A 25,231-nucleotide genomic window follows, 5' to 3' on the forward strand; every position below is an offset into this window, starting at 1 on the left:
AATGGGATCAGGAAGGTCATGGGGTGAGTCCATCGCCTTCGGGGAGTGGTGGCGGAGCTTGTTCGGGAAAATTTCATCGATCAAGGAGGAATCGGTCGACGGTCCGCTGATCTTGGGGCCTGCAGTGGTCCTCCTTCAGGATGCCGGTGGGAGAATTGGCGTCCGCTGGAAAGATGAGCTGGGGCATTGTCACGAGCCGTTCGAGGTGGGACGCTTCGCCGCATGCAGCGGCTTGCGGTGATCAACGTGGTGGGGCTTTCCCAATCCCTCCTGGGCGAGGGGATGCCTCGTCTTACCCGATTCGCCGAGCGATCGGGATTACAGTCCTTCCGGCCGGCCTTTCCGGCGGTGACCTGCACGGCGCAGTCTTCCATGCTCACCGGCAAGCCTCCAGCGGATCACGGGATTGTCGCCAATGGGTGGTATGATCGTGAAAGTGCGGAGGTCCGCTTCTGGAAACAGAGCAATCACCTCGTCAGGGGTCGCAAGCTGTGGGACGAACTGCGGGAAAGGATTCCGGGGTTTACCTGCGCCAAGTTGTTCTGGTGGTACAACATGTATTCGACGGTGGATTATTCGATGACTCCACGGCCCTTGTATCCCGCCGATGGGAGAAAGGTCTTCGATATTCACACGCAGCCCATGGGCTGGAGGGAGGAGGTGAAGTCCGCGCTGGGTGAGTTTCCTTTTCCCAGCTTCTGGGGTCCGGCTGCAGGCATCGCGTGCTCGCGATGGATTGCTGAAGCCGCGAAGTGGACGGAAGAGAAGGCGTCGCCGACCCTCAGCCTGGTTTACCTTCCGCATCTGGACTACAGTCTTCAGAAGCATGGTCCGGGAACGCCGGAAGCAAGTGAAGCCTTGGGCCAGATCGATGAGGTGGTAGGCGATCTGATTGACTACTATGAGTCTGGTAATGTGGGAGTGATCGTATTGAGCGAATATGGCATCTCACCAGTCAGCAGGCCGATCCACCTCAACCGCTTGTTTCGTGAAAAGGGCTGGCTTCAAATCAAGAACGAACTGGGTCGTGAAACGCTGGATGCCGGCGGCTCCGAGGTCTTTGCGGTGGCTGATCATCAGATTGCCCATGTTTATGCCAAAGGGGGAGCGAGTGCTGAGCTGAAGGAGTTTCTCGAGGGGATTGAAGGAGTTTCCGAAGTCAGAGAGTCTCTGGATGGAGATCGAAGCGGTGACCTGGTGGTGGTCGCTGAGCCGGATGCCTGGTTCACCTACTACTACTGGCTGGATGACGAGTTGGCCCCGGATTTCGCCCGGACGGTCGATATCCACCGCAAGCCAGGCTATGATCCGGTTGAGCTCTTTATTGATCCGGCGATCAAGTGTCCGAAGTGGAAGATCGCCCGGTTCCTACTCAAGAAGAAGCTCGGCTTTCGAGGCCTGCTCGATGTGATCCCGCTCGATGCGAGCCTGGTGAGGGGATCGCACGGCCGTGACGAGGTCGAACCCGGGGAGCAGCCTGTGATTCTGGGTGCATCGGGCAAAGTCTCTCGTGCGGAAGACATCTACGATGAGATTGTCCGCGCGGTCGCTGGCTAAAGCCGCTCTGAAGAGGCTTGTCGTGCTTCGAAGGTGAGCGTTTCGCGATAGCCGGCGGCTTTCGCAAGTTCGATGGCTCGTGGGAATTCGCGGCCGACCTCGTCGGGGGCGTGAGCATCGGACGAGATCACGAGTGGAATGCCGGCGGCGAAGGCGAGTTCGAGAAACCGTGGTTCAGGATAGGCTTCGGCGCATGGCTTGTGCCAGCCGGCGGTATTCAGCTCGATCGCACTGCCTGATTCAGCAATCGCTTCGATGACGGGTTCGTAGAAGCGCGCGAGGTCACCCGGTGGCCGGTAGGAGAATTTTTTGACGAGATCCGGGTGTCCGAGGATGTCAAAAAGGCGGCTTTCCGCCATACGGCTGTACGTTTGCCAGTAGTGGGACCAGACGTGCTCGATATCGCTTTCCGCCCACCGTCCAAGCCACTTCGGGTTGTCGAAGTCCCAATCATCGAGGTAGTGCACCGAACCGATCAGGTAGTCCCAAGGGTAGCGCTGGCCGAGATTGTTGATCCAACCTTCGCAGGAAGGGAGCCAATCGCATTCCAAGCCGCTGCGGATGGGCAGTCGCCCGGCTGCATGCTCCCGCGCGCGCTCGATCCATTTCCAATAAGCGGGTAGCTCCCTTTCCAGCATTCTCCAATCGTCGAAGGGTTCCGGTTTGGCAGGAGCGTGGTCTGAAATGCCATATTCCGAGACGCCCGCGGCCATGGCGGCGTCGATGAAGGCTTCGGGCTCACCCTCGGCATGGTGGCAGAGTGGCGTGTGGGTGTGATAATCTGCCGGCAAGGCTTTGCGGGGTTTCGAGTTGCGGCGAATTGCTTAACGGTTCTAAAGTGACGCAGTCGCGCGGAATCCCGTGCATTCTCTGATGATTGACGAATCAAGCCAAGCTCAAGCTGCCGCCTCCTTCACTGAACCTTTGATCGAGAAGCTCCGCCGCCATCCGAAGCGGATCGTTTTTACGGAAGGAGAGGATTTACGGATACTGCGAGTGGCGGAGAGGCTGGTGAAGGCCGAAGCTGCGGTGCCCATTCTTCTCGGTGACCGTGGCAGGATTTTGAAGTTGGCGAGCGACAACGGAGTTAATCTGACATTCGTGAAGGTGATCGAACCGAAGGCGTCCGGGGATTTCACCCAGTTTTGCCAGCGGCTCCTCAAGATTTCCAGATTTCGCAAACTCAAGATCATCGACCCTGCCGAGATGGTGGGTAGGCCGCACTATTTCGGAGCGATGATGGTGCAATACGGGCAGGCCGATGCGCTTGTCGGTGGCAACCAAGCCCTCCCGGCGAGCCTTTTCCGAGCGTTGATCCAAATGATCAAGCCGCTGCCGCAGGTTCCGAAAATGTATGGACTCACCATTTTGGCGGCGCCTCATTTGAAGCATTTTGGTGGCAGTGGTTTGTTGTTTCTCGCGGACTGCGGGTTGATTCCGCAACCGTCGGTCGAGCAACTCGCGTCAATCGCCGTGGAAACCGGCAAGATCGCGAGACACTTCCTTGGCCGGAAGGTTCAGGTGGCGATGTTGAGTCATTCGACGAAGGGCTCGGCTTCAACACCGGATGCGGTTAGAGTGGCAGCAGGTGTGGCTTTGGCTCGCGAACGGGTGAGTTCGCAGCACTTGGACCTGCTGATCGACGGGGAGGTGCAGGCGGACGTGGCGCTCGATCCAGCCGCGGCGGAGATCAAGCTCCCCAATCTGGAAGTTCGTCAGTCAGCGGATGTGCTCGTGTTTCCGAACCTCGATGCCGGACACATTTCTCTGAAGCTGCTTCAGCACTGCGCGGGTGCGCTCAATTTCGGGCAAATCCTGGTTGGCCTGGCCCGACCGGCGGCGCAGGTTCCGAGAACCGCGAGTGAGGAGACGATCTTCGGGACGGCAGCGGCGGTCGGCGTGGAGGCGATCAAGTATCACGAGGCCTATCCCGACGGGGAAGTCTGATCAAGGCAGGCAACAATCGTTCGTGGACACCAGGCTCACGGCAACCCGCGTTGGCTACGAGTTGGGCAGTAGGCTGTCTACGAGATCCTCCATGAGTTCGGCGTCGTCCGTCAGGTTCATGACGGCAAATGCCGTAGCAAGTTCCTCGGTCGTTCGTAGTAGGAGTTCGCCAGGCACGACAGCGCGTCCGGCAAGCATCCGGATCTCCCTCGGGTAGCGGCGGATCCGGTGGGTGAATTCTGCCGGGTCAACGGGTTTTCCCCCCAGCGAAGGATCGAGCAGAATCTGACCTTGCTCCGATTCATAGCGGCAGAAGAAGGCTCCAGGTAGACTGACACCGATGAGCGCTGCATCGAGTCGCTGGGCGACGAGCAGGAGTATCATGCCGAGTCCGAATGAGTTTGATGGGCTGCCCGCGATGACAGCCGCGAGGTCGAGGAGTTTCGGATCCATCTCACCCTTGCGATCAGCCACAAGGCGACCACCTCCGAGCAAGGCCTTGCACAATCCCGCGCAACCGTCCTGCACAAAGGCAGGTTCGACGTCCTCTGCCAGGAGATCAAGCGCATCACCCAGAGGTTGACGCAAGCTGACGCCGTCGTGAAGAAAGTCCGAGAGAATCCTTAGCAGGGCTTCCAGTGAATCCCAGTCCTCTCCAAAAGCCGTCACGCCTCCGGCGGGGACCACCCATTCTTTCCGCAAACGTTCACGGCGGGATGGATGAAGAAGCTCAGCAAGGATGGCCAATTCTTGCGCACTGGGTCGGAGGGAGCCTTGGCTGAGGAGTTCGCTGACGTCGCCACCGAAAGCTTCGAGGGCAGAGGATACCGAGTCACGAACCTCGGGGGTCTCGTCGTCAATCAGGCGAAGTAGAAGAAGCAGGGAGTCCGCAGTGGGCGGAGGGCCGTTCAGCGACATGGGAGATGGCTTTGAGGGTGAGCCGAAGGATGGCCAAGTGTCCAAATCCCCGAGGGGATGGTGCGCGATACTGGGATCGAACCAGTGACCCCCTCCGTGTCAGGGAGGTGCTCTACCGCTGAGCTAACCGCGCGTTATTTGGAGGAATCCCCCGGAAGAGTGGCGGGAGGCTAGGTAGTGGCCGGGGGTCTTGCAAAGATCTTTTTTGAGATAAAAAAAGGCGGGGGGCGATTAGCTCCCCGCCTTTCCAAATCTTCTGGAAGAATCGGAAGAATTACTTCTTGCGGCTTGTGGCCTTCTTGGCCTTCCGAGCGACCTTCTTTTTGGCCTTGGTTACCTTTTTGGCGGCTTTCTTGGCCTTTTTGGCGACCTTTTTGGCGGCCTTCTTGGCTTTGCGAGCGACTTTTTTCTTGGTCACCTTTTTCGCTGCCTTTTTGGCCTTACGAGCGACTTTCTTTTTCGCTTTCTTCACCTTCCGGGCAACTTTCTTAGCGGCCTTCTTGGCCTTCTTTGCCACCTTTTTGGTAGCGCGTTTTACGGTTTTCTTCTTCACCGTAACCTTCTTTTTAGCGGCCTTCTTTGAGGCCTTCTTTGCTTTCTTTCTAGCAGCCATGGCTTTGTGTCTTTTTAGTTCGCGTTCGATGTTTGTTTTCTCTTCCGGAGTCAAAGTTCCGGACGAGAGTAGCGTGAGGATCGCCTCTCCGAGACGGCCCCCGAAAGCATTGGTCAAAAAGTCAGTCGTCGCGTGGTCGACGACACGGTCTTTCGACTGGGCGGCTTCATAGACATGAGCACGTCCCGATTTCTTGCGCTTGACGAGATTCTTTCGTTCAAGACTTTGCATTACCGAAAGGACGGTAGTGTAGGCGCGCTCTTTGCCGTCGGGCAACGCGTCAAGTACGGTGCTTACCGTGGATGGGCCTTCGTGCCAAAGCACTGACAGTGCCTGCAACTCAAGGTTCGATGGTTGGGATGTTTTTGCCATGATGGTTCCGAAAGGCAATTTCGTGATACCATAAAGCTTGCAGGGGTAAATGCCGTCAAGTTAATTTTACAAGATTTTTAGGACTTCCTGACTGCCTTCGAAGCGTTTCAAATTCCTATGTGAGTCTTGGAGCGATCATGAGCTACTAATGATCTAGTAGAAGTATTGCGTCAGTGGCCGCTGTCGAGTGCTGGTCTCTCGATTTCCGGGGAAATGCCCTCGAGGCTTTGCCACAAGCGGTTCTCAGCCGGATGTCCGTTGAAGATTACTTTGCCGTCCAGGCCTACGAGCACCATCATTGGAACGTTCTGGATGCGCAGTAGTTGGCTTAGTGAAGCCTTCTCGGAATCGCGGATCCAGACTCCGGGAGGACTCTTGGACAAGCTTGAGAAAATCGCCTCGGTATCCGTGATCACCTCCGGTGAGGCGTCACCCAGAACGGAAATCACTGCAACGTCGTTGTCGGTGATCTCTTGTGCGCTGGCGATGAAGTCGTCAATGCTGGCTTCGCATTCGCGACTCCAGGGTGACCAGAAGTGGAAGAGCAGGGCCTTCTTGTTCTCGACCAGCGTGGCAAGGGCGACTGATTCACCGTCCATAGTGGTGAAGCGACGAGTGAAGTCGACTTTGACCTTCTTCATCGATTCGTCGAGACGGAGGCGCTCGATGTGGGGAGCGAAGGCGACGCCCTGTTTTGGGCTGAGCCAGAAGGCTTCGGTGATGTGCTTCTTGAAGGCGGCCTTGTCGTTGTTCTTCAGTGCCGCAATGGCTTGAACGTATTCGACGACGGCGAGCCAATCCTCGCGCATGCCGAAGATTTCGGACTCGGAGAGATCGAACTTGTTGCGGCGTTCGACGAACAGGGGCGCCATCCTGGCCAGCAAATCATCCTCGCGGCGATCGACATGGTAGATGAAACGTGCTTCAAGAATGGACTGTTCGCTCGCACCCTGTTCCCGCGCTTTCGCGATGGCTTTTTCCAGCGCCTCGGGAGAGTCCCGTTCAGAGAGCATTTGCTCGATGGCCACCTGCAGCGGGTTGAGCCCCGCGTAGGGGTCGGGTTCCGCATCTTCAGCGAGCAGATGCCCGAGAAAGAGCAGGGAGAGGGTCAGGCATCTCATTCCGAAGGAGGAAAAAGCATTGGCCCCTCACTGGGAGGGGATGTTGATCGTTTGCCCGAGGCGAATGTTGTTGTCGCCCGCGGCCATGCCGTTGACGGCACGGATGGCGTCGGCTGAGACATTGTACTTTCTGCTCAGGCCCCAAAGCGTGTCCCCCTTGACCACGACATGGGTGCTGGCGGTGGCGGGCATGCTCGCGGGTGGGGAGTGAGGAACGGGTGCCGTTTCCTCGTAGGCTGCGGCACCGTAGGTTGGGTTGGCATCAGCGGGTGGGTTGATCTGCTGGTAGGGAGCTGCGTCGACACCGCCGTCATGGGGAACGCCGTAGGGATCAGAGGTATCGTATCCTCCTCCTGTCGTGTCGTAGTTCTCGTCGCTACCACCGAGTCCGCAGGAGCAGAGGGTGGTGATGAAAGTCAAGGTGGTGAGGTGGCGAATGATCGACATGACGATGGAGTATCAGGTTGGTTTGGATTTGTGAAGAACTGAGAAGGTTCCGTCCAACAAACGATGCCGGGACGGGGATTTATTCAATTCCGCGGAAAAACCCAAAGGCGGCCCGGTTCGTTTCGCGAGCCAGACTTTCCAGGGAATGATGGCGAGCCTGGGCAATTTTCTCAGCGACAATGCGCGTATGGGCCGGTTCGTTCCGCTGACCCCGATGAGGGTGGGGTGCGAGGTAAGGCGAGTCGGTTTCGAGCATGAACTCACCGGGATTCAGTGAGCTTGTCACTGCAAGGACCTCAGGGGCATTCTTGAAAGTGGCGACTCCGCCGAATGAGACGAGCCCTCCGAGATCGATGACGGCTCTGGCGTTTTCTTCGGTGCTGATGAAGCAGTGGAAAACGGCACGAACCGAACTGGCATGGCGCCGATAGATCACAAGGGCATCTTGGAATGAGGCGTCACCATTTCGGTCGCGGGTGTGGATCACGACATTCAGTCCGGCTTCCTTGGCCATCACGAAGTGGGCTTCCAGAAGCTTTCGCTGAAGTTGGCGAAACGCCTCTTCGCTCCAGCCCTCGGGTGCGGGGTGATAGTAGTCGAGGCCGGTTTCGCCTACGGCGCAGACCCTTGAGTCGGCGAGATGGGGCCGAAGATGATCCATGACGTCTTCGGGAGCGTGATGGACATCGCAGGGGTGGATGCCGATGCAGACGTGCACTTGGGGGTGATCGGCCGCTATCGCCAGATTGGCCTCGATGTCGTCGAGCGATGTCGCAAGGCTGACAATGCGGGTGACTCCCGCTTGCTCTGCGCGCTCCAGAAGGGCTTGGACTTCTTCTGGCGGAAACTTGTGGGACGCGAGGTGGCAGTGGGAATCGGTGAGCATCGTCAGTCCTGCAGGATGTCACGCGGTTTGTAGAACAGCGTGAAAGGGATGAAGGCGACGGCGGTGCCAAGCATCAACCAGGTAAAGAACCGGAAATAAGGGGCACCTTGGAGTTTCACCTGGCCACCTGAAAATGGAGTGAACTCGAAGTGGTCTTCGATGCCTTGCTCGGACGATTTCAAACCGAGAGTTTCCTGGCGTCGCTCAAGCCATGACTTTTCGGGGTGGAGTTTGTCGGTCCACGATGATTTGGCTGGTGGCTCGGGCGGAGTGTTCGTCAGCAGGTAACCCTGGTCCCAGAGGGTGTTTGGGGTCTTGTCGGGTCCGGCAGAGATGAGTCTTGCGGTGGTGGCGTTGAGCCGCTCGTAACGGATCGGGTTTCCCCATGGATCGTCGCCAAGTTGATTGCCGTTTGCGGCGAGAAAGGCGTCATCTTCCGGGAAGTGATCGGTGGGTCCAAGGATGGTGCGGAGTTTCTCCAGTGTTTTCCCATATTGCTCGCTTCCGGGAATTTCGATGCTGCTAGATCCCCCTTTGGCGATGCGTGCGATGAAGTCGTCGTCGGTTCCGGTGATCTCGTCGTAGCCGCCAAGGATCACGGAGCGGGGGGAATCCCTCCAATCGGGTTCAAGACCCTGGATGGCGGTCTCGAGCTGCTCGTTGGCGGCCGAAGGAATCTGGATGTAGTGATTGATCTGGGCGACGATCTGATTTCCGAGTGCGACGGCCAGCAGGTAGAAGCACATGACGGTGGACTTCATCGTCTTAGGTGACTGCGTGTAGGCGAATTCGAGGGCGACAATCGAGACCATCACCTCGGAGATGGTCAGCAGTGCGTAGGCGAGGATTTGCCAGGAGATATTCGGTCGCTGACCCGCATCAATCCATTCCTGAATGAGTGCGATGAGAGCGAAGGAGCCAGCCATGACGAAGAGGCCGAGAGAGATTTTTCGGAGGGGCGTGAGCGTCCAGATTCTGGAAATGCCCGGATAGATGACATAGGCGAAAAGCGGAATGAAGGTAAGGACGAAGATGGAATTGATCGACTGGATCTGTGAAGGCAGCCAGTCCATGCCAAGGAAGCGTCGGTCCATGTCCTGCGACTGGAAAATCCAAGTGGATCCGGTTTGATCAAAGAGTGCCCAGAAGATGGCAACGAAGAGGTAGAGGGGTGCGAGCTTCATGAGGGCCGGAAGCCCCTTGCGGGAAAACATTTCGCGGAGGTAACCGAGTCCGTGGGCAGGAACGTGGATGAAGCGATGTCGACCGAGCCAGAAGACGAAGGTTGCAATCGCCATCAGCACCCCGGGAACACCGAAGGCCCAGTGGGGTCCATACCACTCAAGTAGCCAGGGCGTGAGCAGCATCGAGACGAAGGCTCCGATGTTGATCGAGAAGTAGAACCAGTTGAAGACGCGTGGCAACAGAAGGGCATTCTTGGCGCCGAACTGATCGCCGACATGCGCTGAAACGCATGGCTTGATGCCGCCGGAGCCGATGGCGATGAGGACGAGTCCGGCAATCAGCCAATTTCCCGAATAGCCCGAAGTCCCCATCAAGGCGAGCGCTGCGTGTCCGGCGCAGTAGACGATTGAGAGAAGGATGATGGTGCGGTACTTGCCGAGAAAGATGTCTGCCAGCAGGGCCCCGAAGATCGGGGTGGCATAGACCCAGAAATTGAACTGGTGGTAGTGGGCGGTTGCCTCGGTGGTGCTCATGGGAGTGCCGGGTGTGGCGTCCATGAGGTGGAGGTAGTTGGTCATGAAGACGGCGAGCACCGCCTTCATGCCATAGAATGAGAAACGCTCGGCTGCTTCGTTGCCGATGATGTGGGGCACGCCGGGTGGCATGCCTTTCAGATCGGCGGGTGAGGTGCGGTAGCTCATCGAAGTTGGGGATTCCCTCGCTTGGATTGTCTACCACCTGATTGCTGCCGCGGCCCAGGTGAGACCGGCACCGAACACCACCAGCACGACGTGCTCACCTTTCTTGATCGCGCCCGATCGGTTCGCTTCGTCGAGCGCAATGGCGACGGCGGCGGCGGAGGTGTTGCCGTATTTTTGAAGGTTGGTGAAAACGCGTTCGGCCGGAATGTCGAGTCGGTCGGCAATCGCATCGATGATCCGCAGGTTTGCCTGGTGCGGAACGACCAGTGCGATGTCATCTGCAGTTAGATTCGAGCGCTCGATGACCTTTTCCGCCGACTGTTTCATGCGGGTGACGGCATGCTTGAAGACTTCCTTGCCAAGCATGGCGAGCGTGGCGAGCCGCTGGTCGGCGTTCTCGGTGGTGATCGGGCACGCGGATCCGCCTCCGGGAATATTGAGAAGATGGGTTTGACGACCGTCAGTGCCCATTTCCGTGGCGAGGATTTCGCCATCTCCTGGTCCGGCCTTTTTGAGCACGGCGGCACCGGCGCCATCGCCGAAGAGAACGCAGGTGTTACGGTCCTCCCAATTGACGAACGAGGAGAGCTTTTCCGCACCGATGATCAGGGCGTTCTCGAAGGCACCGTCGGAAATCAGGCGCTTGGCGATCTTCATGCTGTAAAGAAATCCCGAGCATGCTGCCGAAATATCGAAGGCGACGGCTCCGAAGGCGCCGAGGCGCTGCTGGACATAGCAGGCGGTGGCGGGAGTGAGGGTATCCGGAGTGATGGTGGCGACGATGATCAACTGGATGTCTTCCGCGGCGATACCGGCCTGTGCGAGTGCCTTCTCGGCGGCATGGGTCGCCATATGGGAGGTGAACTCGCCCTCGGCAGCGATGCGGCGTTCCCTAATGCCGGTGCGGGTCACAATCCATTCATCGGTCGTATCGACGATTTTCTCGATGTCGGCATTGGTCAGGACTTTCTCGGGAAGGTAGCTGCCCGTGCCGGCAATGCAGACCGGGACGGCGGAAGTAGCGTCGCTCATTGGTGGGGAATTTGAGCGCCACGGGCGGCGAGGGCAAGGGCGGATGCAAATCAGGAAGCCGGGCCTGATTCAGCACTGCTAGACCTGCGGCCGGAATTCAGCAGAACTTGTGGTGCAGGATGTGCAGGCCGAGGAGGTGGTTGAGCAGGGCGTCTTTGCGAACCAGCGAGGTCGGGTCCCGGTCAGCGCGGTAATCGGCGATGAACCGGTCGACCTTGTCGGGGGAAAGAATTCCGCAATTGGCGACGGCATCGCGATTGAGAAACGAGTGGATCAGCTCATTGACGCGGGCCTTTTTCTTTTCGTCGGTGTGGGCCGGCGGTGCCATGAAGGCGAACTTTTCGCGTTTGTAGAGGACCTCGGGCAGGACGCCCTTGACCGCTTCACGCAGCACGTATTTCTCGATGTTGCCTTTGATCCGGTAGTGCGGTGGGACCTTGAAGGCGGCTTCGGCGAGATGGTGGTCGAGAAAGGCGGGACGTGATTCCATCGAGTTGGCCATGTCGACCCGGTCGCCGCCCCAATTGAGGATCTGACCTTCGAGCTGGCATTTGGCCCAGGTGTATTGGGCGCGATCGAGCGGATGGCGGCCGGCCATCATGCTGCCGTCGATTCGGTTGGCGATCTCCTCGATGGGGTCGTAATCGCGCAGTTCGTGAGCGAGGTCGTCGTTGAGCAAGGGGCGAGCGAGATCCAGGGTCTCCATCCATGGTTGGATCCACGAGGGTGTGAAACCACAAATGGCTTCGAAGGCCGGATGGTGGCGTTCGTTCTCGGAGAGGATCGCTCCCTTGAACAGTGAGTTGGTTTTCTCAAGAGCCGCCTGGTATTCCGCGCGGATGTGATCCGGTTCGTGATCGATGCCGTGGAGAAACATGTCGCGCTTGAAGCCCGGATAGCCGGCGAACAGTTCGTCCGCGCCTTCACCGGTGATGACGCAGCGGTAGCCGCAGTCCCAGACGCGCTTCGACATGAGGTTCTTGGCGACGCCGAGCGTGTTGTAGAACGTGCGTTCGGCATGCCAGACGGTGTCGATGTAGTTTTGGCCGTAGAGGTCGTCGGCAGCGAGCGTGATCATCTCCTGATCGGCGCTCATGGAGACGGCCATCTCTTTGGCGATACTAGATTCATCGTAGTCGACGTTGTCGAAGGCGATGGTAAAGGCTTTGACCGGGGACTGCATGGCACCGGTCGCGAGGCCTAGGATGCAGCAGGAGTCGATGCCACCGGAAAGGTAGCAGCCGACGGGGACGTCTGCCTCGAGTCGGAGCACGACGGCGCGGGTCAGTTGTTCGCGGACGAGTTCGACGTGATAATCCTCATCCTCCGGATGGTCGTGGCCGCCTTCCTCGGGGAAATCGAGATCCCAGTACTTGATCTTCTCGATATCGAGCCGTCCGCCCTTCTTTCGAATGCGAAGCAGGTGGCCGGGATCGAGCGAGTGGATGTTCCTGAACGCGCTCATGCCTGGCGCGATCGTCTGCATGAGCTGGTGGAGGGCAGCTTTCTCGTCGAGTTCGGCGGGGATCTCGGGGTGGGCAAGCAGCGCCTTGACCTCGGAACCCCAGTGGATGGTGTGATCGTCCTGCAGGTGGATGAACATCGGGCGAATGCCCCAGCGGTCGCGGACCAGCAGGAGTTCATCCTTCTCGCGGTCATGCAGGGCGAAGGCGAATTCGCCACGAAGGAATTTGGTGAAGGCGAGTCCGTGCTTGCGGAAGAGGCCGAGCGCGATTTCCGAATCCGACTTGGTCCGGAACCGCTGGCCTTCGGCCATCAGGACCGAGCGGTGATGCTTGAAGTCGTAGAACTCGCCATTGACGGTGGCAGTGAAGCGTTCGTCAAAGGAACGGATCGGTTGGACGCCTCCTTCAAGGTCATTGATCGATAGCCGGGTGTGGCCGAGGGCGAGTCCGTGCTGCTTGTCGAGATAGGTCGTCTGGGCGTCGGGTCCTCGATGAAGAATGGCTTGAAGCTGTTCGTTGAGAATCGACTCGCGTGAGTCATTGAGTGGCTTGATTGAGAAAGATCCGGCGATACCGCACATAGTGATGAATTTTCCGTAAAAACTAGAGGTTTCGTGGTTGAGCTGGCTCAGGCAAACTCGGGCAGCCGATCCAATCGTCCGAGCACGGCAAGGAGCAGGGCCTGACGAATGAAGACGGCACCGTGAGCTTGTGAGAAGTACAGGTTGTGGGGTGTTTTGTCCAAGGATGTGTCGAGTTCGTCGAGGCGAGCGAGGGGGTGAAGGATCACCGCGTCGGACTTGAGCGGGCTGTCGGCATCAAGCTTGTATCGTGAGTCGAGCGACTTGTAGCTGTCGCCGAGAAAGGCGATTGAGTTCATGTAGATGACATCGAGGCGGGGGAGGTTTTCACGGATGTCGTTGGTCACTTCGTAGTCGATATTCGCGTTGTTCAGCTTCTCGGTGACATCTTCTCCGAAGGGGTCGGCCATTTCTGAAATCACGGTGACCTTTTTGATGTGGTCGCTGAAGTTGAGCGCCATCAAGAGGAATGACTTTACCGCGCGCATCGAGCCGGGAGTGCCGAGGATGCCGAGCTCCAGTCTGCGGTCGCCGGTTTCGAATGGCGCAGCCAGTGAGGGCATCCACTTCAAGAGGGCGAACCAGTCGGCGAGGGCTTGTGTTGGATGCTCGCCGGAGCCGTTGCCGGCGTTGATGAGTGGGACGCGGAGGTTCTCGAGGATCCGTTTCGGCGCGTCCGTTTCGGTGTGGCGCATCACCACGCAGTCGCAGTAGGCGTTGAACATCTCTCCGATGTCCTGCAGGGATTCGCCTTTTTTGGCACCGGTGATGGAGCCGTCGGGAATGGAAATGACTTTCCCGGCCAGTCGATGGACGGCGCTTTCGAAGCTGGTCCGAGTTCGGGTGGAGGCTTCGAAGAAGGCCGTTGTGACGATCTTGCCGTCGAGGGGGTGATGAGGCCAGATTTCGATTTGTTCGAGAAAGGCGGCCAGTTTGCAAAGTTCGGCGACTTGTCTGAAGCTGAACTGGCGGGCGTAGAGGACGTTTTGTCCGGACAACTCAGCGAGGACGTTGAGGTCGGGCGGTGCGGCCTTGAAGAGGTTGCGCGGTTCCGGCCGAGTGGCTTCGGAGCCGCGGGGTGGTTGCAAGTAGGGCGTCGCGGGATTGGGTTCGAGCGAGTCGTTCATCGTCACGGGGTGGTCAATTTCAGGGTTTTACCAAAGTTCCCCGTTCTTCCAGTCACGGATGAGCAGCAGGATCAGCGCCAAAGCACCGCCGGCGGTCCAGACCAGGCTGGTGACGACGATAAACAAGAGAAAGGCGCTGGAGAACATGGTTCAGGCGGTAGGATAAGGTTTGGGAGCGATCCAACGGGCGGCGATGGTTGCAAGCATGGAAATGGCGGCACCGATGAGCGACGCGGTGTACCAGCCGAAATCCGGGTGGTAGTAGGCGATGACTCCGAGGGTGCATCCGGTGATGATCCCGCCGAGCACCACCGGGCGGTTGATGCGTTTCCAGTAGAGTCCGGCGATCACCGGCCAGATCAACGAAGCAACCAGTGGCCCGGATGAATAGAGGACATCGACCAAGGGCCAGCGCGGCACGGCGAGAGTCCAAGCGAGGGCACCAACAGATAGGGTAACGATGGTGGCACCACGGCGGAAATTTTTCTCGGATGGTTCTTGATGCCCGACTTTGCGGGAGAAGTCATTGAGGATGAGGTCGGACGTTGCAGCCAGCAGCGAGTCGATCGACGAGGCAATCGAGCAAAACAGAACGATCAGAATCAGTAAGCCCGCATACGCTTCGAGGCCGGCTTGAGCCATCACATGTTCGGCCACTGCCGGACCGGTCTGATTCGAGTCGGTGATATTGACGCCGAGCGGACCGGCGGCGAGCGCGGCAAATCCGGCGGCGATGGGGATCGGAAACCAGAGGATGCCGGAGAGAAAAAAGGCTTTCGGTGCGATCTTCTCTCGCATGGCAAAAGCGCGCGACCACCACACGTTGTTGTGGAAGACCTCACCGAAGCCAAACAGCATGATGTTGAAGAAGGCGAGCAGGGCGACGGGCATGGTTGAACTGAGCAGCTCGGGTTGGACCTTGCTAAGTTGTTCGTGGGCAGCGCCGATATCGAGTCGGGTCAGCACCAGCACTCCGATGATCACGATTCCAATCAGGATGATCAGACTCTGGATGAAGTCGGTCCCGACCACCGCGTAGAGGCCACCAAAGATGGTGTAGAGCACACAGACGATCAGGATCAGCGACATGCCCTGCACATAGGGAATGCCGGTCAGGACGTTGAGCAGTTCGCCGCCGGCGATGGCCATGGTGACGAGCCAGGCGATCGAATAGACCAGCGTGATGATAAAGAAGATGATCCAGCCGGTCAGGCCATAGCGTTGACGGAAGAAATCTCCGGCAGTCACACCTTCAGGAAGCAAGCGGCGAATACGCATCGCCAGTGGTGCGAAGAGCATCAAGCCGAAGGCTGCGGTTGAATAGCCAATCATGCCCCAGATACCTTGGGTGAAGGCCAGCTTGGGCGCGACCATGACGGTGTTGGAGGTGATCCAGGTGGCCATCGCGGTGGCCGATCCCAAGGCGAGACCGATGTTTCGTCCGGCCAGCATGAAGCCTTCGGAGTCCTTTGCTTTGCGACCCCAGTAGAGACCGAGTCCGACCCACAGAATGCCGAGGGCGATCACTACGACCCAGCCGGTGGTGGGGGTAAGTGTCAGGGCGAGGATCATGCGGATTCCTCCTTTCGGTGGTTGAGATGACCGAAGATGATCACGCTGATCGTCGCCAGAACCACGATGCCGCCAGTGATGAGAAGAAGGCGAACCCGTGCCGGTTCCATGTATTCGACCTGGATCCGGATATCCGTCCATGCGCTTGCCTGGCCTTCAGAATCAATCGATCTGACTCGAAAGACGTGATCCCCTTGCGATAGTCCCGTGCGGACGCTGCTTTGGTCGGGACCTTCGTAGCGGAGCTCGAAGTCGCCCCCATTGGTCTGTTGTTCGAGCTGATAGGTGAGGGCGCGCTGATCGGTCCATTTCAAATCCACCACCCCGTCGCTACTTCGATGGATTCCATCTTCTGCGGGAAGGGCACAGTTTAGTTCGGGAGGAACTACAGCGAGGGCAGGGGAAAAACCTGCGAAAATGCAGGTGAAGCAGAGCAGCAAGAGACTTGCGCGTCGTTTGGAAAGAAGATGACGGATGACGACAGTGACAGGGAAAGGTTCGAGCGAAAGCGGGTTACTTTGACAAAAACGTCCGGGAAAGACTGACGGCGGATGATTGAAATGCAATTTCTTTCGGGTTTGAATCATCGCCGATGGTGGGTTTCCCTGTTTCCAATGCTTGCGACGACGAAAGCTGAAATATCCATCGACAGGCTGCGGGAAGACCTCCGGTGCCTCGCTGAGATCGGGAGGGAGGAAGATGGCGGGCTCTATCGGATGGCCTTTACGCCTGCCGACATGGAGGGAAAAGACTGGCTGGAAAAGCAGATGCTGGAGATTGGTCTCGAGACCTCTCGCGACGGGGCTGGCAATGTCATCGGCCGTTTGACGGGTCGAGATCCGGAGGCACCGGTGCTGCTGATCGGATCGCATATCGACACCGTTCCCTGCGCTGGAGTGCTTGATGGCACGCTGGGTGTTTTGACCGGCCTTGAGTGCTTGCGATCGCTGAAAGAGGCGGGGAAGGTGCCGCAGTGTTCGATTGAGCTGATCGCATTTTCGGACGAGGAAGGTCGCTTCGGAGGCATGTTTGGCTCACAGGCTTTCGCTGGTAGAATCACGCCGGATACGATTCACAGCGCCTCCGACTTGGACGGGGTGAAACTCTCAAGCGTGATGGAGGAACTCGGGCTTGATCCATGGCAGGCGCTGGAGGCCCGTCGTGATCCGCGAACGATTGCGGCCTACCTTGAGCTGCATATCGAGCAGGGGCCGGTGCTGAGCGAAGAGCATCTGCAGGTGGGTGTGGTGGAAGCGATCACCGGGCTGTTCAAATGGAGTGTCACTTTTTCGGGGGAACCCAATCATGCCGGGACCACTCCGATGCCGATGAGGCGCGATGCCTTCATGGGTGTTGCGGATTTTGCTCACGAACTTCCCCGGATTCTCGATGAGAACGGTGGCGAGCAATCGCGTGCGACGATCGGTCGCGTCGAACTCGTTCCCGGTTCGGCGAATACGGTGCCAGGCGAGGCCCGTTTTTCCATCGATGTGCGCGATACCGATGAGACCGTGATGAGCGAGCTGGCGACTTCGATCAATAAGGCGCTCAGCGCGATTGCCCGCCGTCGGCGTCTGACCTTTTCCTATGAAACGGAAAGCTGGATTCATCCTGTCGACTGCGATCCTGCGCTGGTCGAAGGGGTGGAAACGGCGGCCAAAAAGTGTGGAGTGAGGTATCAACGGATGCCATCGGGCGCCGCCCACGATGCCCAAATCATGGCGACGATCTGTCCGGTTGCGATGATCTTCGTGCCTTCGAAGGGCGGTCGGTCGCATTCTCCTTTGGAATGGACCGATTACGATGACATCGAAGCCGGTGCGCGGGTGATGCTGCAGGCGATTGAAGGCTTCGCATTCAAAGGAGGGGAGGAAAGTGAATCATGAGTGTCACACCCATCAACGACCCGCTGCGGGAGAATTATCGCGAGGCTTTCATTACCAATCCGCGCCGAGTCGAGCATCTTGCCGATGGCCGGGTGGCGCTGATGTGCATTGATGTCCAGTATCTGGATGCGGCGGAGGGATACGGGCTGTTCGCCGATCCTCACAGCAGTGGCGTGCCGGAGGAGGGGAGGAAGTACTACTTTGACCGTCTCAAGCAGACCGTGCTGCCGGGTATCCGGCGCTTGCAGGACAAGTTTCGTAGCTGCGAGCTGGAGGTTATCCACTGCCGGATTTGTGCCCTGACCAAGGACGGTCGAGACCGTGGGGCCGGACATCGGCGTCTCAATCTTCTAGCGGCTCCGGGGAGCAAGGAGGCGGAGTTTCTTGAGGAAGTCGCGCCTCAGGGTGACGAGATCATCATCAACAAGACCGCCAGTGGCGTCTTTTCGAGCACCAACTTGCACTACGTTCTTAGTAATATGGGGATCAAGACGCTCTATCTGACCGGCGTCTACACCAACGAGTGTGTCGAGACGACGGCCCGAGACGCGTGTGATCTCGGCTACTTTGTGACCGTGGTCGACGATGCCTGCGCGACGGTGACCGAAGCGCTGCATGAAGCTTCGCTGGCGACCTTGAGGGATCGGTATTCAAGGATTTCTTCGGTCGAGGAGGTTTTGCGGGATCTCGGGACCTTCAGTCAGGTTTCCACCGCTGGGATTCTGACCAGTCGCGGGGCGTGAGGACAGGTTCCCATTGCCCGACTCCGTTGGATCTGCGCAGGCTTGGATTCAGATGAGAATTCACCGTATTCTGGCGGAGGCCTGTGTGGTCTTGTTGCAACAGGTTTTCGAGGAAGGTCGCGTGCTTGATCGCGTGATGGCGGAGGCTTTCAAGGCGAACCCGAAGTGGGGAAAGCGAGACCGGGGATTCGTCGCGGAATCGGTGTGGGAGGTGGTTCGCTGGCGACGGGCGCTGGAGTTTGTCGTGGGATCGGGTGACCTTCGCAGCCTGCTGGCGGCGGAGTGGCGCAGGCAGGGATTTGATTTGCCGGATTGGTGGGAGTGGGCGGGTGAAAGTTTCGATGAGATGGCGTCGCGTGAACTCCAGATAAACTCACAGCCGCGTGCCATCCGGGAGTCGATTCCCGACTGGCTGGATCGACTGGGGAGCGCCGAACTGGGATTGCGCTGGGACACCGAGCTGGAAGCGCTGAACCAGCGGGCCCCGGTGTTTCTCCGAGTGAACCGATTGATGGCGACCAAGGGAGAGGTCCTCAGTTGGTTGGCCGATGAAAATGTCGAGGTGGCGGAGGTGGGAGGGTTGGACGATGCGCTCGTGCTGCCGTTGGGGAAGATTTTCCCAAAACGATTGGTTCAGGATGGTCGGGTGGAGATTCAGGATGCCGGATCGCAAAGCGTCGTTCCCATGCTTGAGGTTGAGCCGGGGATGCGGGTGGTGGATGCGTGCGCGGGAGCGGGAGGGAAGACCTTGCAACTTGCTTCGGAGATGAATGGCTCGGGCGAGATCCTTGCCTTGGATGTGGTGGCGAGGAAGCTGGTTGAATTGAAGCGAAGAGCGGGAAGGGCCGGTGCCAGGAACATCAGGATGGAGGAGTGGGGCAAAGACACCTTGAAATCGCGCATCGGCTGGGCGGACCGCGTGCTGGTGGATGCCCCATGCTCGGGTCTTGGAACACTGCGACGCCAGCCCGACCTGAAGTGGCGACTGAGTGAGGAAATCCTTTTGGAGACGAGGGATTTGCAGGAACGTTTGCTTGAGAACTGTCTCGAATTCCTGAAGCCCGAGGGAAAGCTGGTCTATGCGACTTGCTCGATCCTTCCTTCTGAGAATACCGGCTTGCTCAAGGAGCTCGTGCTCAGAGACAGTCGATGGAAGATTGCGCAGGAGTCTGTGGTCTCTCCGGCGGAAACAGGATGGGATGGCTTCTATGCCGCCCGAGTTGAAAGGCGGTAGGATTCCCTGGCAAAATTGGAACTGCGCAGCTCGGCTTGATCCCTTAGAAACTGGAGTATGAAGATAACGAAAGTATGCTGTCAGGGATGCGGGGCGGATCTTGAAGTGAATGAGGATATCCGCTTTGTGAACTGCAACTACTGCGGAGCGAAGCTTGAGGTGGTGCACGATTCGACCACGACCCACACGCGGGTGTTGGCGAAGTTGGAGAAGCAGAGCGAGGAGATGGCGGGAGATCTCAAGGTGATCCGCCTGCAGAATGAACTTGAGAAACTCGACCGCGAATGGGAACGGGAGACACAAGGCTATATGGTGACGAGTCGGAACGGGCACCGCTCGGTTCCATCTACGGGTGGCTCCGTAGTTGGTGGTGTCGGGGCGATTATCTTTGCCGTCATTTGGATGAGCTTGGCGGGCTCCATGGGCGCGCCGACACCATTCGTGATGTTCGGTCTGCTCTTCATTGGTATCGCGATTTTTGGAATGGCCAAGAGCTCGTCGAAAGCCGGAGCCTATCAGAACGGGTTGTCGAAAATGAATGAGAGGCGGGCGAAGTTGATCCGGGAAATCGAGGAAGCGAAGCGGTGACGCTCAAGCGGGCGGTAGGGATCGGCTGACATCTTGATTGCGGCGTGCGACTGGAAAGGCGCCTCGCCCACTCATGGTGCTCGGGAGAGCGCCACTCCTAAGCGCCACTCCTCAGGCGTGCTCGAGGAAGCGTCGCTGGGCGACGGCTTCGGGATTGTGTGGCTCGTTGGGGTTGCCAGGCTTGGTATCGGCGATGAGCTCGTCGCGGAACTTCGCGATGATCGCTTCCACCGGCCACGATGAGGCTTCGCCGAAGGCGCAGATCGTGCGACCGTCGATCTGGTAGGCAACGCTCTCCAAGGTGTCGATGTCCTCGGGTGTGGCTTCACCGGCGACAAGGCGATCCGAGATTTTGCGCATCCAAGTCGAGCCCTCGCGGCACGGCGTGCACTGACCACAGGATTCGTGAGCGTAGAAGGCGTTGATGTTATTGAGGACCCACGAAATCTTGCGGGAGTCATCGATGACGATCACGCCACCGGAACCGGCCATGGATCCGCAGGCGGCAAGCGAATCAAAGTCCATCGGGATGTCCCAGAAGTCGAGATCGCGCTCGGTGCCGTCGGGGTTCTTGAGCTTGAAGGTCTCGTCGCAGCGCAGGATTTTGGATGACGAGCCACCGGGAATGACGGCCTTGAGCTCGCGACCGTCCTTCGGTCCACCACACATGTCGTAGATGAGCTCGCGCATGGTAACCTTGCCCACTTCCACTTCGAAGTAGCCGGGTTTCTTCACATCGCCGGAGACGCAGAGGATGCGGGTGCCGGTATTCCGGGCGACGCCGAGATTGGCATAACCCTCTCCGCCCATCTGAATGATGTGCTTTACGTGGCAGAGTGATTCGACGTTGTTGACGATGGTCGGGCACATGTAGAGACCGAGAGCTGCGGGAAAGTAGGGGGGCTTGATCCGTGGATAGGCCCGCTTACCTTCGAGTGATTCGATCAGGCCTGTTTCCTCACCACAGATGTAGGCAGCCGCGCCACGGTGAACGTAGATCTCGACGTCGAAGCCGGAACCGAGGACGTTCTTGCCGGCGAAATTCCTCTCTTTTGCCTCTGCGATGGCCTTTTCGAGGATGATGGCGGCTTCGGGAAACTCTTCGCGGATGTAGATGTAGGCGACGTGGGCACCAACGGCGAAGCATGAGATGACCATGCCTTCGATCAGTTGGTGGGGATCCTGATGAAGGATGTAGCGGTCCTTGAATGTGCCGGGCTCCGATTCGTCGGCGTTGCAGATCAGATAGACCGGCTTGGTGTTGTTCGGTGGAATGAATGTCCACTTCACCCCGGTCGGAAATCCCGCACCGCCGCGTCCGCGCAGACCGGACTTCTTGACTTCCTCCGTGATCGCCTTGGGCTCCATGCCAAGAGCTGTCTTCAACTGTTCGTATCCGCCATCGTTGAGATAGGTATCGATGGAGGGGTCCCAGCCGACACGGTCAACATTTCTGAAGATCATGCGGTGTTCGCGCGGATCGGGCTGCTTGCCCTCGAGGTATTGGACTTCGCTCACGGTTGAAAAATCGAGTTAGTGGCTGTTTCCGCTGGAATATTGTTTCATCAGGGCCTCTGCCTTGTCTTCTCCGACACCTTCGTGGAAGTCGTCGTTGACGAGTGCAACGGGAGCCGTGCCGCAGGAGGCAAGGCACTCGGCGAATTCGACCGACCAGGTGCCGCACGGTGAAACGGCGATCGGGTGGTGATGAGGATCGAGCGAATCAGGGTCGATCTTCATCAGCTCGCAGAGCTTGTTCATCAGTTCGTAGGAACCGCCCATGGCGCAGGACAGGGTGCGGCAGACGCGAACGTGAAACTTGCCCGGTGCCGACTGACGGAAACCGGGATAGAAGGTCACGACTTCGAGGACCTTGACGGGTTCGATGCCCACCTTGTCCGCGGTCCACTGGATGCCTTCCGCGGAAATGAATCCGTGGTGGTGCTGGATGAAGTGGAGAATCGGCAGCACCGCCGAGCGACGCTGGTCGTCCGGGAACTGGGCGAGCCGCAGGTTTGCCTCCTCGTCCAATTGCGGGGATGCGACGAAGGGCGGGAAGTGCTTGCTGCCGGGTGTTTCCGGAGAGGCGATGGATGCTTCGAGGGCAGACTGACTCATGGTGAACTCTTACTCGGTGACGAGTTTTTCCAGCGCGTTGAGGTCGCGGAAGTTCCCCAGATTGGTGCCGTCCAGCTTGCAGACGATCACTGAAGGAATGCCGGTCACGCCGTGCTTGAACTCTTTCTTGAAATCTTCGACCTCCTTCATCTTGAGTTGAGGCCAGGGCATCTCCTTCGACTTTGCATACTCCTCCATGGAGGCTTCGTTGCTATCGCTGGTAATCAGGACGATCTCGAAGTTGTCGTTCTTGTGCTTGTTGTAGAATTCGACGAGCGAAGGAGTATACTTCTGACAGGGTCCGCACCAGGAGGCGGTGTAGTAGAAGACGTAGAATTTCTCAGGCTTCGTGGCGTCCTTCAATTTCTTGAGCGACTTTCCTTCGAGTCGGACCAAATTGCCGTCGAGAATCTCGTCGAAAACGCTGGGTGGAGCGGCCTCTGCGGCAGCGATTTCCTCGGGCGACTTCCACTCGTTCAGGCGCTTGGCGTCATCATCCGTGAGTCCCGAAGCGGGGATCTTGACGATTTTGCCGTTCTTCAGCTTGAACTCACCGGTTTTTTCGCCACCTGACTCGGTCACCCTGACCAATTCGAGTTCGGCACTGCGGCCGTCGCTGCTGGTCCATGTTTCGAATTCCGCGAAGGCAAATCCGCTAAGGGCGAGAGTGGCGAGTAGAATTGTTGTCTTCATAGCAGTAAAGATATACGCTCAACGATCGCATTCGCCCATCACGAAATCGAGAGAACCGAGGATCGCGGGAATATCTGAAACCATATGCCCTGGGAGGAGTTTCGAACAAAGGGAGAGGTTGCAGAAAGAGGGGCTGCGGATCTTGAGGCGGTTGGGAACCCCGCCACCGGTTGAGTGGATGTAGAAGCCAAGCTCACCCTTTGGGTTCTCGGCACCGAAGTAGACTTCGCCCGCCGGGGCATCGATGCCCTGGGTGGCGACGATAAAGTGGTGGATGAGTTCTTCCATCGACATCATCACGCGCTCCTTGTCCGGCAGCATGCTTTTCGAATGGGCAAGATTCACCGGCCCATCGGGCATCGTGTCGAGCACCTGGCGGCAGATGCGGATCGATTGCCTCATTTCCTCCATGCGCACCTGATAGCGTGCGTAGCAGTCGCCTTCGTCGGCGATCGCGATGTCGAAATCGTATTTGTCGTAGCCGAGGTAGGGGCTGTCTTTGCGCAAGTCGCGGGTCGAACCCGAAGCCCGGAGGTTGGGTCCCGTCAGTCCCCAAGCGATGGCCTGTTTCTTCGAGATCACGCCGATGTCGGCCATCCGGTTGATGAAGATCTTGTTCTTGTCGAGGAGTCGGCCGACCTCGTCGATCGTGACTTCGCACTCTTTGAGAAAGACGCGCACCGCATCGGGAAAGCCCGGGGGCATGTCGCGGACCTGTCCTCCGACACGTGTGTAGGAAGTGGTGAAGCGTGCTCCAGTGAGCTGTTCGCAGAGGTTGTAGACCTTTTCGCGTTCGGTGAAGGTGTAGAGGAAAACGGTCATCGCCCCGACGTCCATGGCGCAGACGCCAACACCGAGCATGTGGGAGGAGATGCGGGCGAGTTCGCAGCAAAGGACGCGCACGGCTTGGCCGCGTGGAGGGAGCTCCCACCCCATCAGCTTTTCAACCGCGCAGGCGTAGGCGACATTGTTGGCCAGGGGGGCGAGGTAGTCCAATCGGTCCGTGTAGGGGACGAACTGGTTGTAGTGCATGCTCTCGGCGATCTTCTCATCTCCACGATGAAGGAAGCCCACGTCGGGATCCGCCTTCTCGATGACTTCCCCATCAAGCTCAAGGATGAGCCGCAGCACGCCGTGGGTGGCGGGATGGGACGGCCCCATATTGAGGACCATCTTTTCGCCCATCAGGTCGTCGGTCTCCGCGTGATAATCGGCAGCCTTGGCTGCGATATCGGGGGCTTCGTAATCGGTCGTGGAACTGCTCATGAAACTTACCGTCTGGCGAATGAGGCATCATGTTTGGCCTACGGGCAAGGGGTTTGTGAAATTTTTCACAAAGTGGGGAAGAGTGACGATCAACAAGTGGGATTTGCGGGAACAATCCCACTCGCATGCAGACGGCGTTGAGATAAAAGGCATTGATGGTCACGGCAGCTTTGATGACGGTGTTGAGCTTCGGGTTCCTTTTTGTAGGGGCTGAGCTCCTGGTCCGTGGGGGGGCCGGGTTGGCGCTGCGGCTTGGACTGACCGCGCTGGTGGTGGGATTGACCGTGGTCGCCTATGGGACCTCGTCGCCGGAGTTGCTGGTCTCGGTGAAGGCGGCAATGGCAGGTCAGGCGGGGATCGCGGTGGGAAACGTGATCGGTTCCAATATTTTCAACATCGCGGTGATTCTGGGCATCGCCGCGCTGATCAAGCCGATTGGGGCAAGTTCGACGATTGTCCGGCGGGATGGTCCGGTGATGGTGGGTGTCACTCTGTTGGGATTGTTCGTTCTTCGGGACTCGGTGATCGAGCGCTGGGAAGGCGGTCTGCTGCTTGCAATGAGTGGGATCTACACCTGGTGGATCATCCGCCACTCGAGAGGGGTGGTCACGGCCGAGGTGCAGGAGGGAGATACGGCCAGCATGCCTCTTGGGAAAGGGATCGGGTTTGTCCTCGCGGGTTTGTTGATTCTCGCCTTTGGGTCCCAGTTGCTGGTGGATAATGCGGTGCTGCTGGCGCGTGCCTGGGGCGTTTCCGAGGCGGTCATTGGGCTGACGGTGATCGCAGCCGGAACGTCGATGCCGGAATTGGCGACTTCAATCGTCGGAGCGATTCGTGGTCAGTCGGATATCTCACTTGGCAATGTGGTCGGCTCGAACATTTTCAACATCCTGTTCGTACTTGGGCTTGCAGCCTTGATTCATCCCATTCAGGCGCTCGGAATCCGCCCTTCGGATCAGTGGTTCATGCTTGGTGTCGCAGTCGTGCTGACACCACTGATGTGGACCGGAAAGACGATCGGAAGAGGCGAGGGCCTGTTTCTTCTCGGTATCTAGAGCCCGTCCCACAATCGGATGATTTGAGCACAAGGATCTACGGGTCTTCCTGAATCTGGTGGATGAGCTTCGAAATGAGGGCGGATCACATCTTTCTTGAGCGATTTTCTCGGTCTGGGATGC

The 25,231-nt window shown here is 58.3% G+C and carries 24 protein-coding genes and 1 tRNA gene; 8 read left to right on the forward strand and 17 right to left on the reverse strand.

Features of this window, described 5'->3' with window-relative positions; translation table 11 throughout:
- Position 1 precedes the first annotated feature (1 nt).
- Both WBG04_RS19095 and WBG04_RS19100 read left to right on the forward strand, forming a co-directional pair.
- Positions 2 to 241 (forward strand): hypothetical protein, encoded by a 240-nt coding sequence (locus WBG04_RS19095; protein WP_424316315.1) that lies wholly within the window; start codon positions 2 to 4, stop codon positions 239 to 241.
- A complete protein-coding gene (locus tag WBG04_RS19100) occupies positions 223 to 1,557 on the forward strand; it encodes an alkaline phosphatase family protein (RefSeq protein WP_424316316.1) in 1,335 nt (444 codons plus the stop codon). Before WBG04_RS19095 ends, WBG04_RS19100 begins: the two co-directional genes overlap by 19 nt.
- Here the strand turns inward: WBG04_RS19100 and WBG04_RS19105 are convergent.
- The gene (locus WBG04_RS19105) at positions 1,554 to 2,348 is read right to left on the reverse strand and encodes a histidinol-phosphatase HisJ family protein (protein ID WP_424316317.1); all 795 of its coding nucleotides are present in this window, start codon (positions 2,346 to 2,348) and stop codon (positions 1,554 to 1,556) included. The genes WBG04_RS19100 and WBG04_RS19105 overlap by 4 nt on opposite strands.
- Before the next feature lie 82 nt (positions 2,349 to 2,430).
- On the opposite strand from WBG04_RS19105, the gene WBG04_RS19110 reads away from it, so the two are divergent.
- Positions 2,431 to 3,504 carry a phosphate acyltransferase gene (locus WBG04_RS19110; RefSeq protein ID WP_424316318.1) on the forward strand — a complete coding sequence of 358 codons (1,074 nt, stop codon included), beginning with the start codon at positions 2,431 to 2,433 and terminating at the stop codon, positions 3,502 to 3,504.
- Between the two features lie 54 nt (positions 3,505 to 3,558).
- On the opposite strand, the gene WBG04_RS19115 is transcribed toward WBG04_RS19110, so the two are convergent.
- The 12 genes from WBG04_RS19115 to WBG04_RS19170 all read right to left on the reverse strand — a co-directional run bounded on the left by WBG04_RS19115 (position 3,559) and on the right by WBG04_RS19170 (position 15,965).
- Positions 3,559 to 4,422, reverse strand: a complete 864-nt coding sequence (locus tag WBG04_RS19115) for a transglutaminase family protein (RefSeq protein ID WP_424316319.1) — start codon at positions 4,420 to 4,422, stop codon at positions 3,559 to 3,561.
- A 58-nt stretch (positions 4,423 to 4,480) separates the two neighbouring features.
- A tRNA-Val gene (locus tag WBG04_RS19120) sits at positions 4,481 to 4,555 on the reverse strand.
- A 141-nt stretch (positions 4,556 to 4,696) separates the two neighbouring features.
- Entirely contained in the window at positions 4,697 to 5,407 is a 711-nt protein-coding gene (locus WBG04_RS19125) for a BlaI/MecI/CopY family transcriptional regulator (RefSeq protein ID WP_424316320.1), read from the reverse strand.
- A gap of 170 nt (positions 5,408 to 5,577) precedes the next feature.
- A complete protein-coding gene (locus WBG04_RS19130) occupies positions 5,578 to 6,528 on the reverse strand; it encodes a hypothetical protein (protein WP_424316321.1) in 951 nt (316 codons plus the stop codon).
- A gap of 27 nt (positions 6,529 to 6,555) precedes the next feature.
- Positions 6,556 to 6,975 (reverse strand): LysM peptidoglycan-binding domain-containing protein, encoded by a 420-nt coding sequence (locus WBG04_RS19135; RefSeq protein WP_424316322.1) that lies wholly within the window; start codon positions 6,973 to 6,975, stop codon positions 6,556 to 6,558.
- 79 nt (positions 6,976 to 7,054) lie between these two features.
- A complete protein-coding gene (locus WBG04_RS19140) occupies positions 7,055 to 7,861 on the reverse strand; it encodes a TatD family hydrolase (protein ID WP_424316323.1) in 807 nt (268 codons plus the stop codon).
- Positions 7,862 to 7,863: 2 nt separating this feature from the next.
- Positions 7,864 to 9,747: a POT family MFS transporter gene (locus tag WBG04_RS19145; RefSeq protein ID WP_424316324.1), complete on the reverse strand. Its 1,884-nt coding sequence runs from the start codon at positions 9,745 to 9,747 to the stop codon at positions 7,864 to 7,866.
- 30 nt (positions 9,748 to 9,777) lie between these two features.
- Entirely contained in the window at positions 9,778 to 10,779 is a 1,002-nt protein-coding gene (locus WBG04_RS19150) for a beta-ketoacyl-ACP synthase III (RefSeq protein ID WP_424316325.1), read from the reverse strand.
- A 97-nt stretch (positions 10,780 to 10,876) separates the two neighbouring features.
- Entirely contained in the window at positions 10,877 to 12,826 is a 1,950-nt protein-coding gene (gene asnB, locus WBG04_RS19155; RefSeq protein WP_424316326.1) for an asparagine synthase (glutamine-hydrolyzing), read from the reverse strand.
- Between the two features lie 47 nt (positions 12,827 to 12,873).
- Positions 12,874 to 13,953, reverse strand: a complete 1,080-nt coding sequence (locus tag WBG04_RS19160; protein WP_424316327.1) for an aspartate/ornithine carbamoyltransferase family protein — start codon at positions 13,951 to 13,953, stop codon at positions 12,874 to 12,876.
- 150 nt (positions 13,954 to 14,103) lie between these two features.
- On the reverse strand, positions 14,104 to 15,525 hold the full coding sequence (locus tag WBG04_RS19165) for a sodium:solute symporter family transporter (protein ID WP_424316328.1): 1,422 nt from the start codon (positions 15,523 to 15,525) through the stop codon (positions 14,104 to 14,106).
- Entirely contained in the window at positions 15,522 to 15,965 is a 444-nt protein-coding gene (locus WBG04_RS19170) for a hypothetical protein (RefSeq protein WP_424316329.1), read from the reverse strand. The genes WBG04_RS19165 and WBG04_RS19170 overlap by 4 nt, the downstream gene beginning before the upstream one ends.
- Before the next feature lie 174 nt (positions 15,966 to 16,139).
- Here WBG04_RS19170 and WBG04_RS19175 point away from each other — a divergent pair, with 174 nt between their 5' ends.
- Genes WBG04_RS19175 through WBG04_RS19190 form a run of 4 tightly spaced genes read left to right on the forward strand, consistent with a single transcriptional unit; the run spans position 16,140 to position 19,976 of the window.
- Complete coding sequence (locus tag WBG04_RS19175) at positions 16,140 to 17,411, forward strand: Zn-dependent hydrolase (protein WP_424316330.1); 1,272 nt, start codon at positions 16,140 to 16,142, stop codon at positions 17,409 to 17,411.
- Positions 17,408 to 18,154 carry a cysteine hydrolase family protein gene (locus WBG04_RS19180; protein WP_424316331.1) on the forward strand — a complete coding sequence of 249 codons (747 nt, stop codon included), beginning with the start codon at positions 17,408 to 17,410 and terminating at the stop codon, positions 18,152 to 18,154. Before WBG04_RS19175 ends, WBG04_RS19180 begins: the two co-directional genes overlap by 4 nt.
- A 52-nt stretch (positions 18,155 to 18,206) precedes the next feature.
- Complete coding sequence (locus WBG04_RS19185; RefSeq protein WP_424316332.1) at positions 18,207 to 19,388, forward strand: RsmB/NOP family class I SAM-dependent RNA methyltransferase; 1,182 nt, start codon at positions 18,207 to 18,209, stop codon at positions 19,386 to 19,388.
- Between the two features lie 57 nt (positions 19,389 to 19,445).
- Complete coding sequence (locus WBG04_RS19190; protein WP_424316333.1) at positions 19,446 to 19,976, forward strand: hypothetical protein; 531 nt, start codon at positions 19,446 to 19,448, stop codon at positions 19,974 to 19,976.
- 111 nt (positions 19,977 to 20,087) lie between these two features.
- Here the strand turns inward: WBG04_RS19190 and nuoF are convergent, their stop codons facing one another.
- The 4 genes from nuoF to nuoD are packed head-to-tail and all read right to left on the reverse strand — an operon-like array spanning position 20,088 to position 24,053.
- Complete coding sequence (gene nuoF, locus WBG04_RS19195; protein WP_424316334.1) at positions 20,088 to 21,494, reverse strand: NADH-quinone oxidoreductase subunit NuoF; 1,407 nt, start codon at positions 21,492 to 21,494, stop codon at positions 20,088 to 20,090.
- Between the two features lie 15 nt (positions 21,495 to 21,509).
- Positions 21,510 to 22,094, reverse strand: a complete 585-nt coding sequence (locus WBG04_RS19200; protein WP_424316335.1) for an NAD(P)H-dependent oxidoreductase subunit E — start codon at positions 22,092 to 22,094, stop codon at positions 21,510 to 21,512.
- Between the two features lie 9 nt (positions 22,095 to 22,103).
- Entirely contained in the window at positions 22,104 to 22,787 is a 684-nt protein-coding gene (locus WBG04_RS19205; protein ID WP_424316336.1) for a thioredoxin-like domain-containing protein, read from the reverse strand.
- A gap of 18 nt (positions 22,788 to 22,805) precedes the next feature.
- Positions 22,806 to 24,053, reverse strand: coding sequence for an NADH dehydrogenase (quinone) subunit D (gene nuoD, locus WBG04_RS19210; protein ID WP_424316337.1), 1,248 nt, complete (start codon positions 24,051 to 24,053; stop codon positions 22,806 to 22,808).
- Between the two features lie 155 nt (positions 24,054 to 24,208).
- Here nuoD and WBG04_RS19215 point away from each other — a divergent pair, with 155 nt between their 5' ends.
- Positions 24,209 to 25,108, forward strand: a complete 900-nt coding sequence (locus WBG04_RS19215) for a calcium/sodium antiporter (protein WP_424316338.1) — start codon at positions 24,209 to 24,211, stop codon at positions 25,106 to 25,108.
- Positions 25,109 to 25,231: the final 123 nt, after the last annotated feature.

The organism is Haloferula sp., from assembly GCF_049672945.1.
Lineage (GTDB): Bacteria > Verrucomicrobiota > Verrucomicrobiia > Verrucomicrobiales > Akkermansiaceae > Haloferula.

Bases quoted from the DNA above. Each gene is read 5' to 3' on its own strand.
- WBG04_RS19185 (WP_424316332.1), top strand. From the start codon at position 18,207: ATGAGAATTCACCGTATTCTGGCGGAGGCCTGTGTGGTCTTGTTGCAA.
- WBG04_RS19150 (WP_424316325.1), bottom strand. From the start codon at position 10,779: ATGAGCGACGCTACTTCCGCCGTCCCGGTCTGCATTGCCGGCACGGGC.
- WBG04_RS19145 (WP_424316324.1), bottom strand. From the start codon at position 9,747: ATGAGCTACCGCACCTCACCCGCCGATCTGAAAGGCATGCCACCCGGC.
- WBG04_RS19130 (WP_424316321.1), bottom strand. From the start codon at position 6,528: ATGAGATGCCTGACCCTCTCCCTGCTCTTTCTCGGGCATCTGCTCGCT.
- WBG04_RS19095 (WP_424316315.1), top strand. From the start codon at position 2: ATGGGATCAGGAAGGTCATGGGGTGAGTCCATCGCCTTCGGGGAGTGG.
- WBG04_RS19165 (WP_424316328.1), bottom strand. From the start codon at position 15,525: ATGATCCTCGCCCTGACACTTACCCCCACCACCGGCTGGGTCGTAGTG.
- WBG04_RS19160 (WP_424316327.1), bottom strand. From the start codon at position 13,953: ATGAACGACTCGCTCGAACCCAATCCCGCGACGCCCTACTTGCAACCA.
- WBG04_RS19175 (WP_424316330.1), top strand. From the start codon at position 16,140: ATGCTTGCGACGACGAAAGCTGAAATATCCATCGACAGGCTGCGGGAA.
- WBG04_RS19110 (WP_424316318.1), top strand. From the start codon at position 2,431: ATGATTGACGAATCAAGCCAAGCTCAAGCTGCCGCCTCCTTCACTGAA.
- WBG04_RS19135 (WP_424316322.1), bottom strand. From the start codon at position 6,975: ATGTCGATCATTCGCCACCTCACCACCTTGACTTTCATCACCACCCTC.
- WBG04_RS19200 (WP_424316335.1), bottom strand. From the start codon at position 22,094: ATGAGTCAGTCTGCCCTCGAAGCATCCATCGCCTCTCCGGAAACACCC.
- WBG04_RS19100 (WP_424316316.1), top strand. From the start codon at position 223: ATGCAGCGGCTTGCGGTGATCAACGTGGTGGGGCTTTCCCAATCCCTC.
- WBG04_RS19180 (WP_424316331.1), top strand. From the start codon at position 17,408: ATGAGTGTCACACCCATCAACGACCCGCTGCGGGAGAATTATCGCGAG.
- WBG04_RS19115 (WP_424316319.1), bottom strand. From the start codon at position 4,422: ATGTCGCTGAACGGCCCTCCGCCCACTGCGGACTCCCTGCTTCTTCTA.
- nuoD (WP_424316337.1), bottom strand. From the start codon at position 24,053: ATGAGCAGTTCCACGACCGATTACGAAGCCCCCGATATCGCAGCCAAG.
- WBG04_RS19125 (WP_424316320.1), bottom strand. From the start codon at position 5,407: ATGGCAAAAACATCCCAACCATCGAACCTTGAGTTGCAGGCACTGTCA.
- WBG04_RS19140 (WP_424316323.1), bottom strand. From the start codon at position 7,861: ATGCTCACCGATTCCCACTGCCACCTCGCGTCCCACAAGTTTCCGCCA.
- WBG04_RS19190 (WP_424316333.1), top strand. From the start codon at position 19,446: ATGAAGATAACGAAAGTATGCTGTCAGGGATGCGGGGCGGATCTTGAA.
- WBG04_RS19205 (WP_424316336.1), bottom strand. From the start codon at position 22,787: ATGAAGACAACAATTCTACTCGCCACTCTCGCCCTTAGCGGATTTGCC.
- asnB (WP_424316326.1), bottom strand. From the start codon at position 12,826: ATGTGCGGTATCGCCGGATCTTTCTCAATCAAGCCACTCAATGACTCA.
- WBG04_RS19215 (WP_424316338.1), top strand. From the start codon at position 24,209: ATGGTCACGGCAGCTTTGATGACGGTGTTGAGCTTCGGGTTCCTTTTT.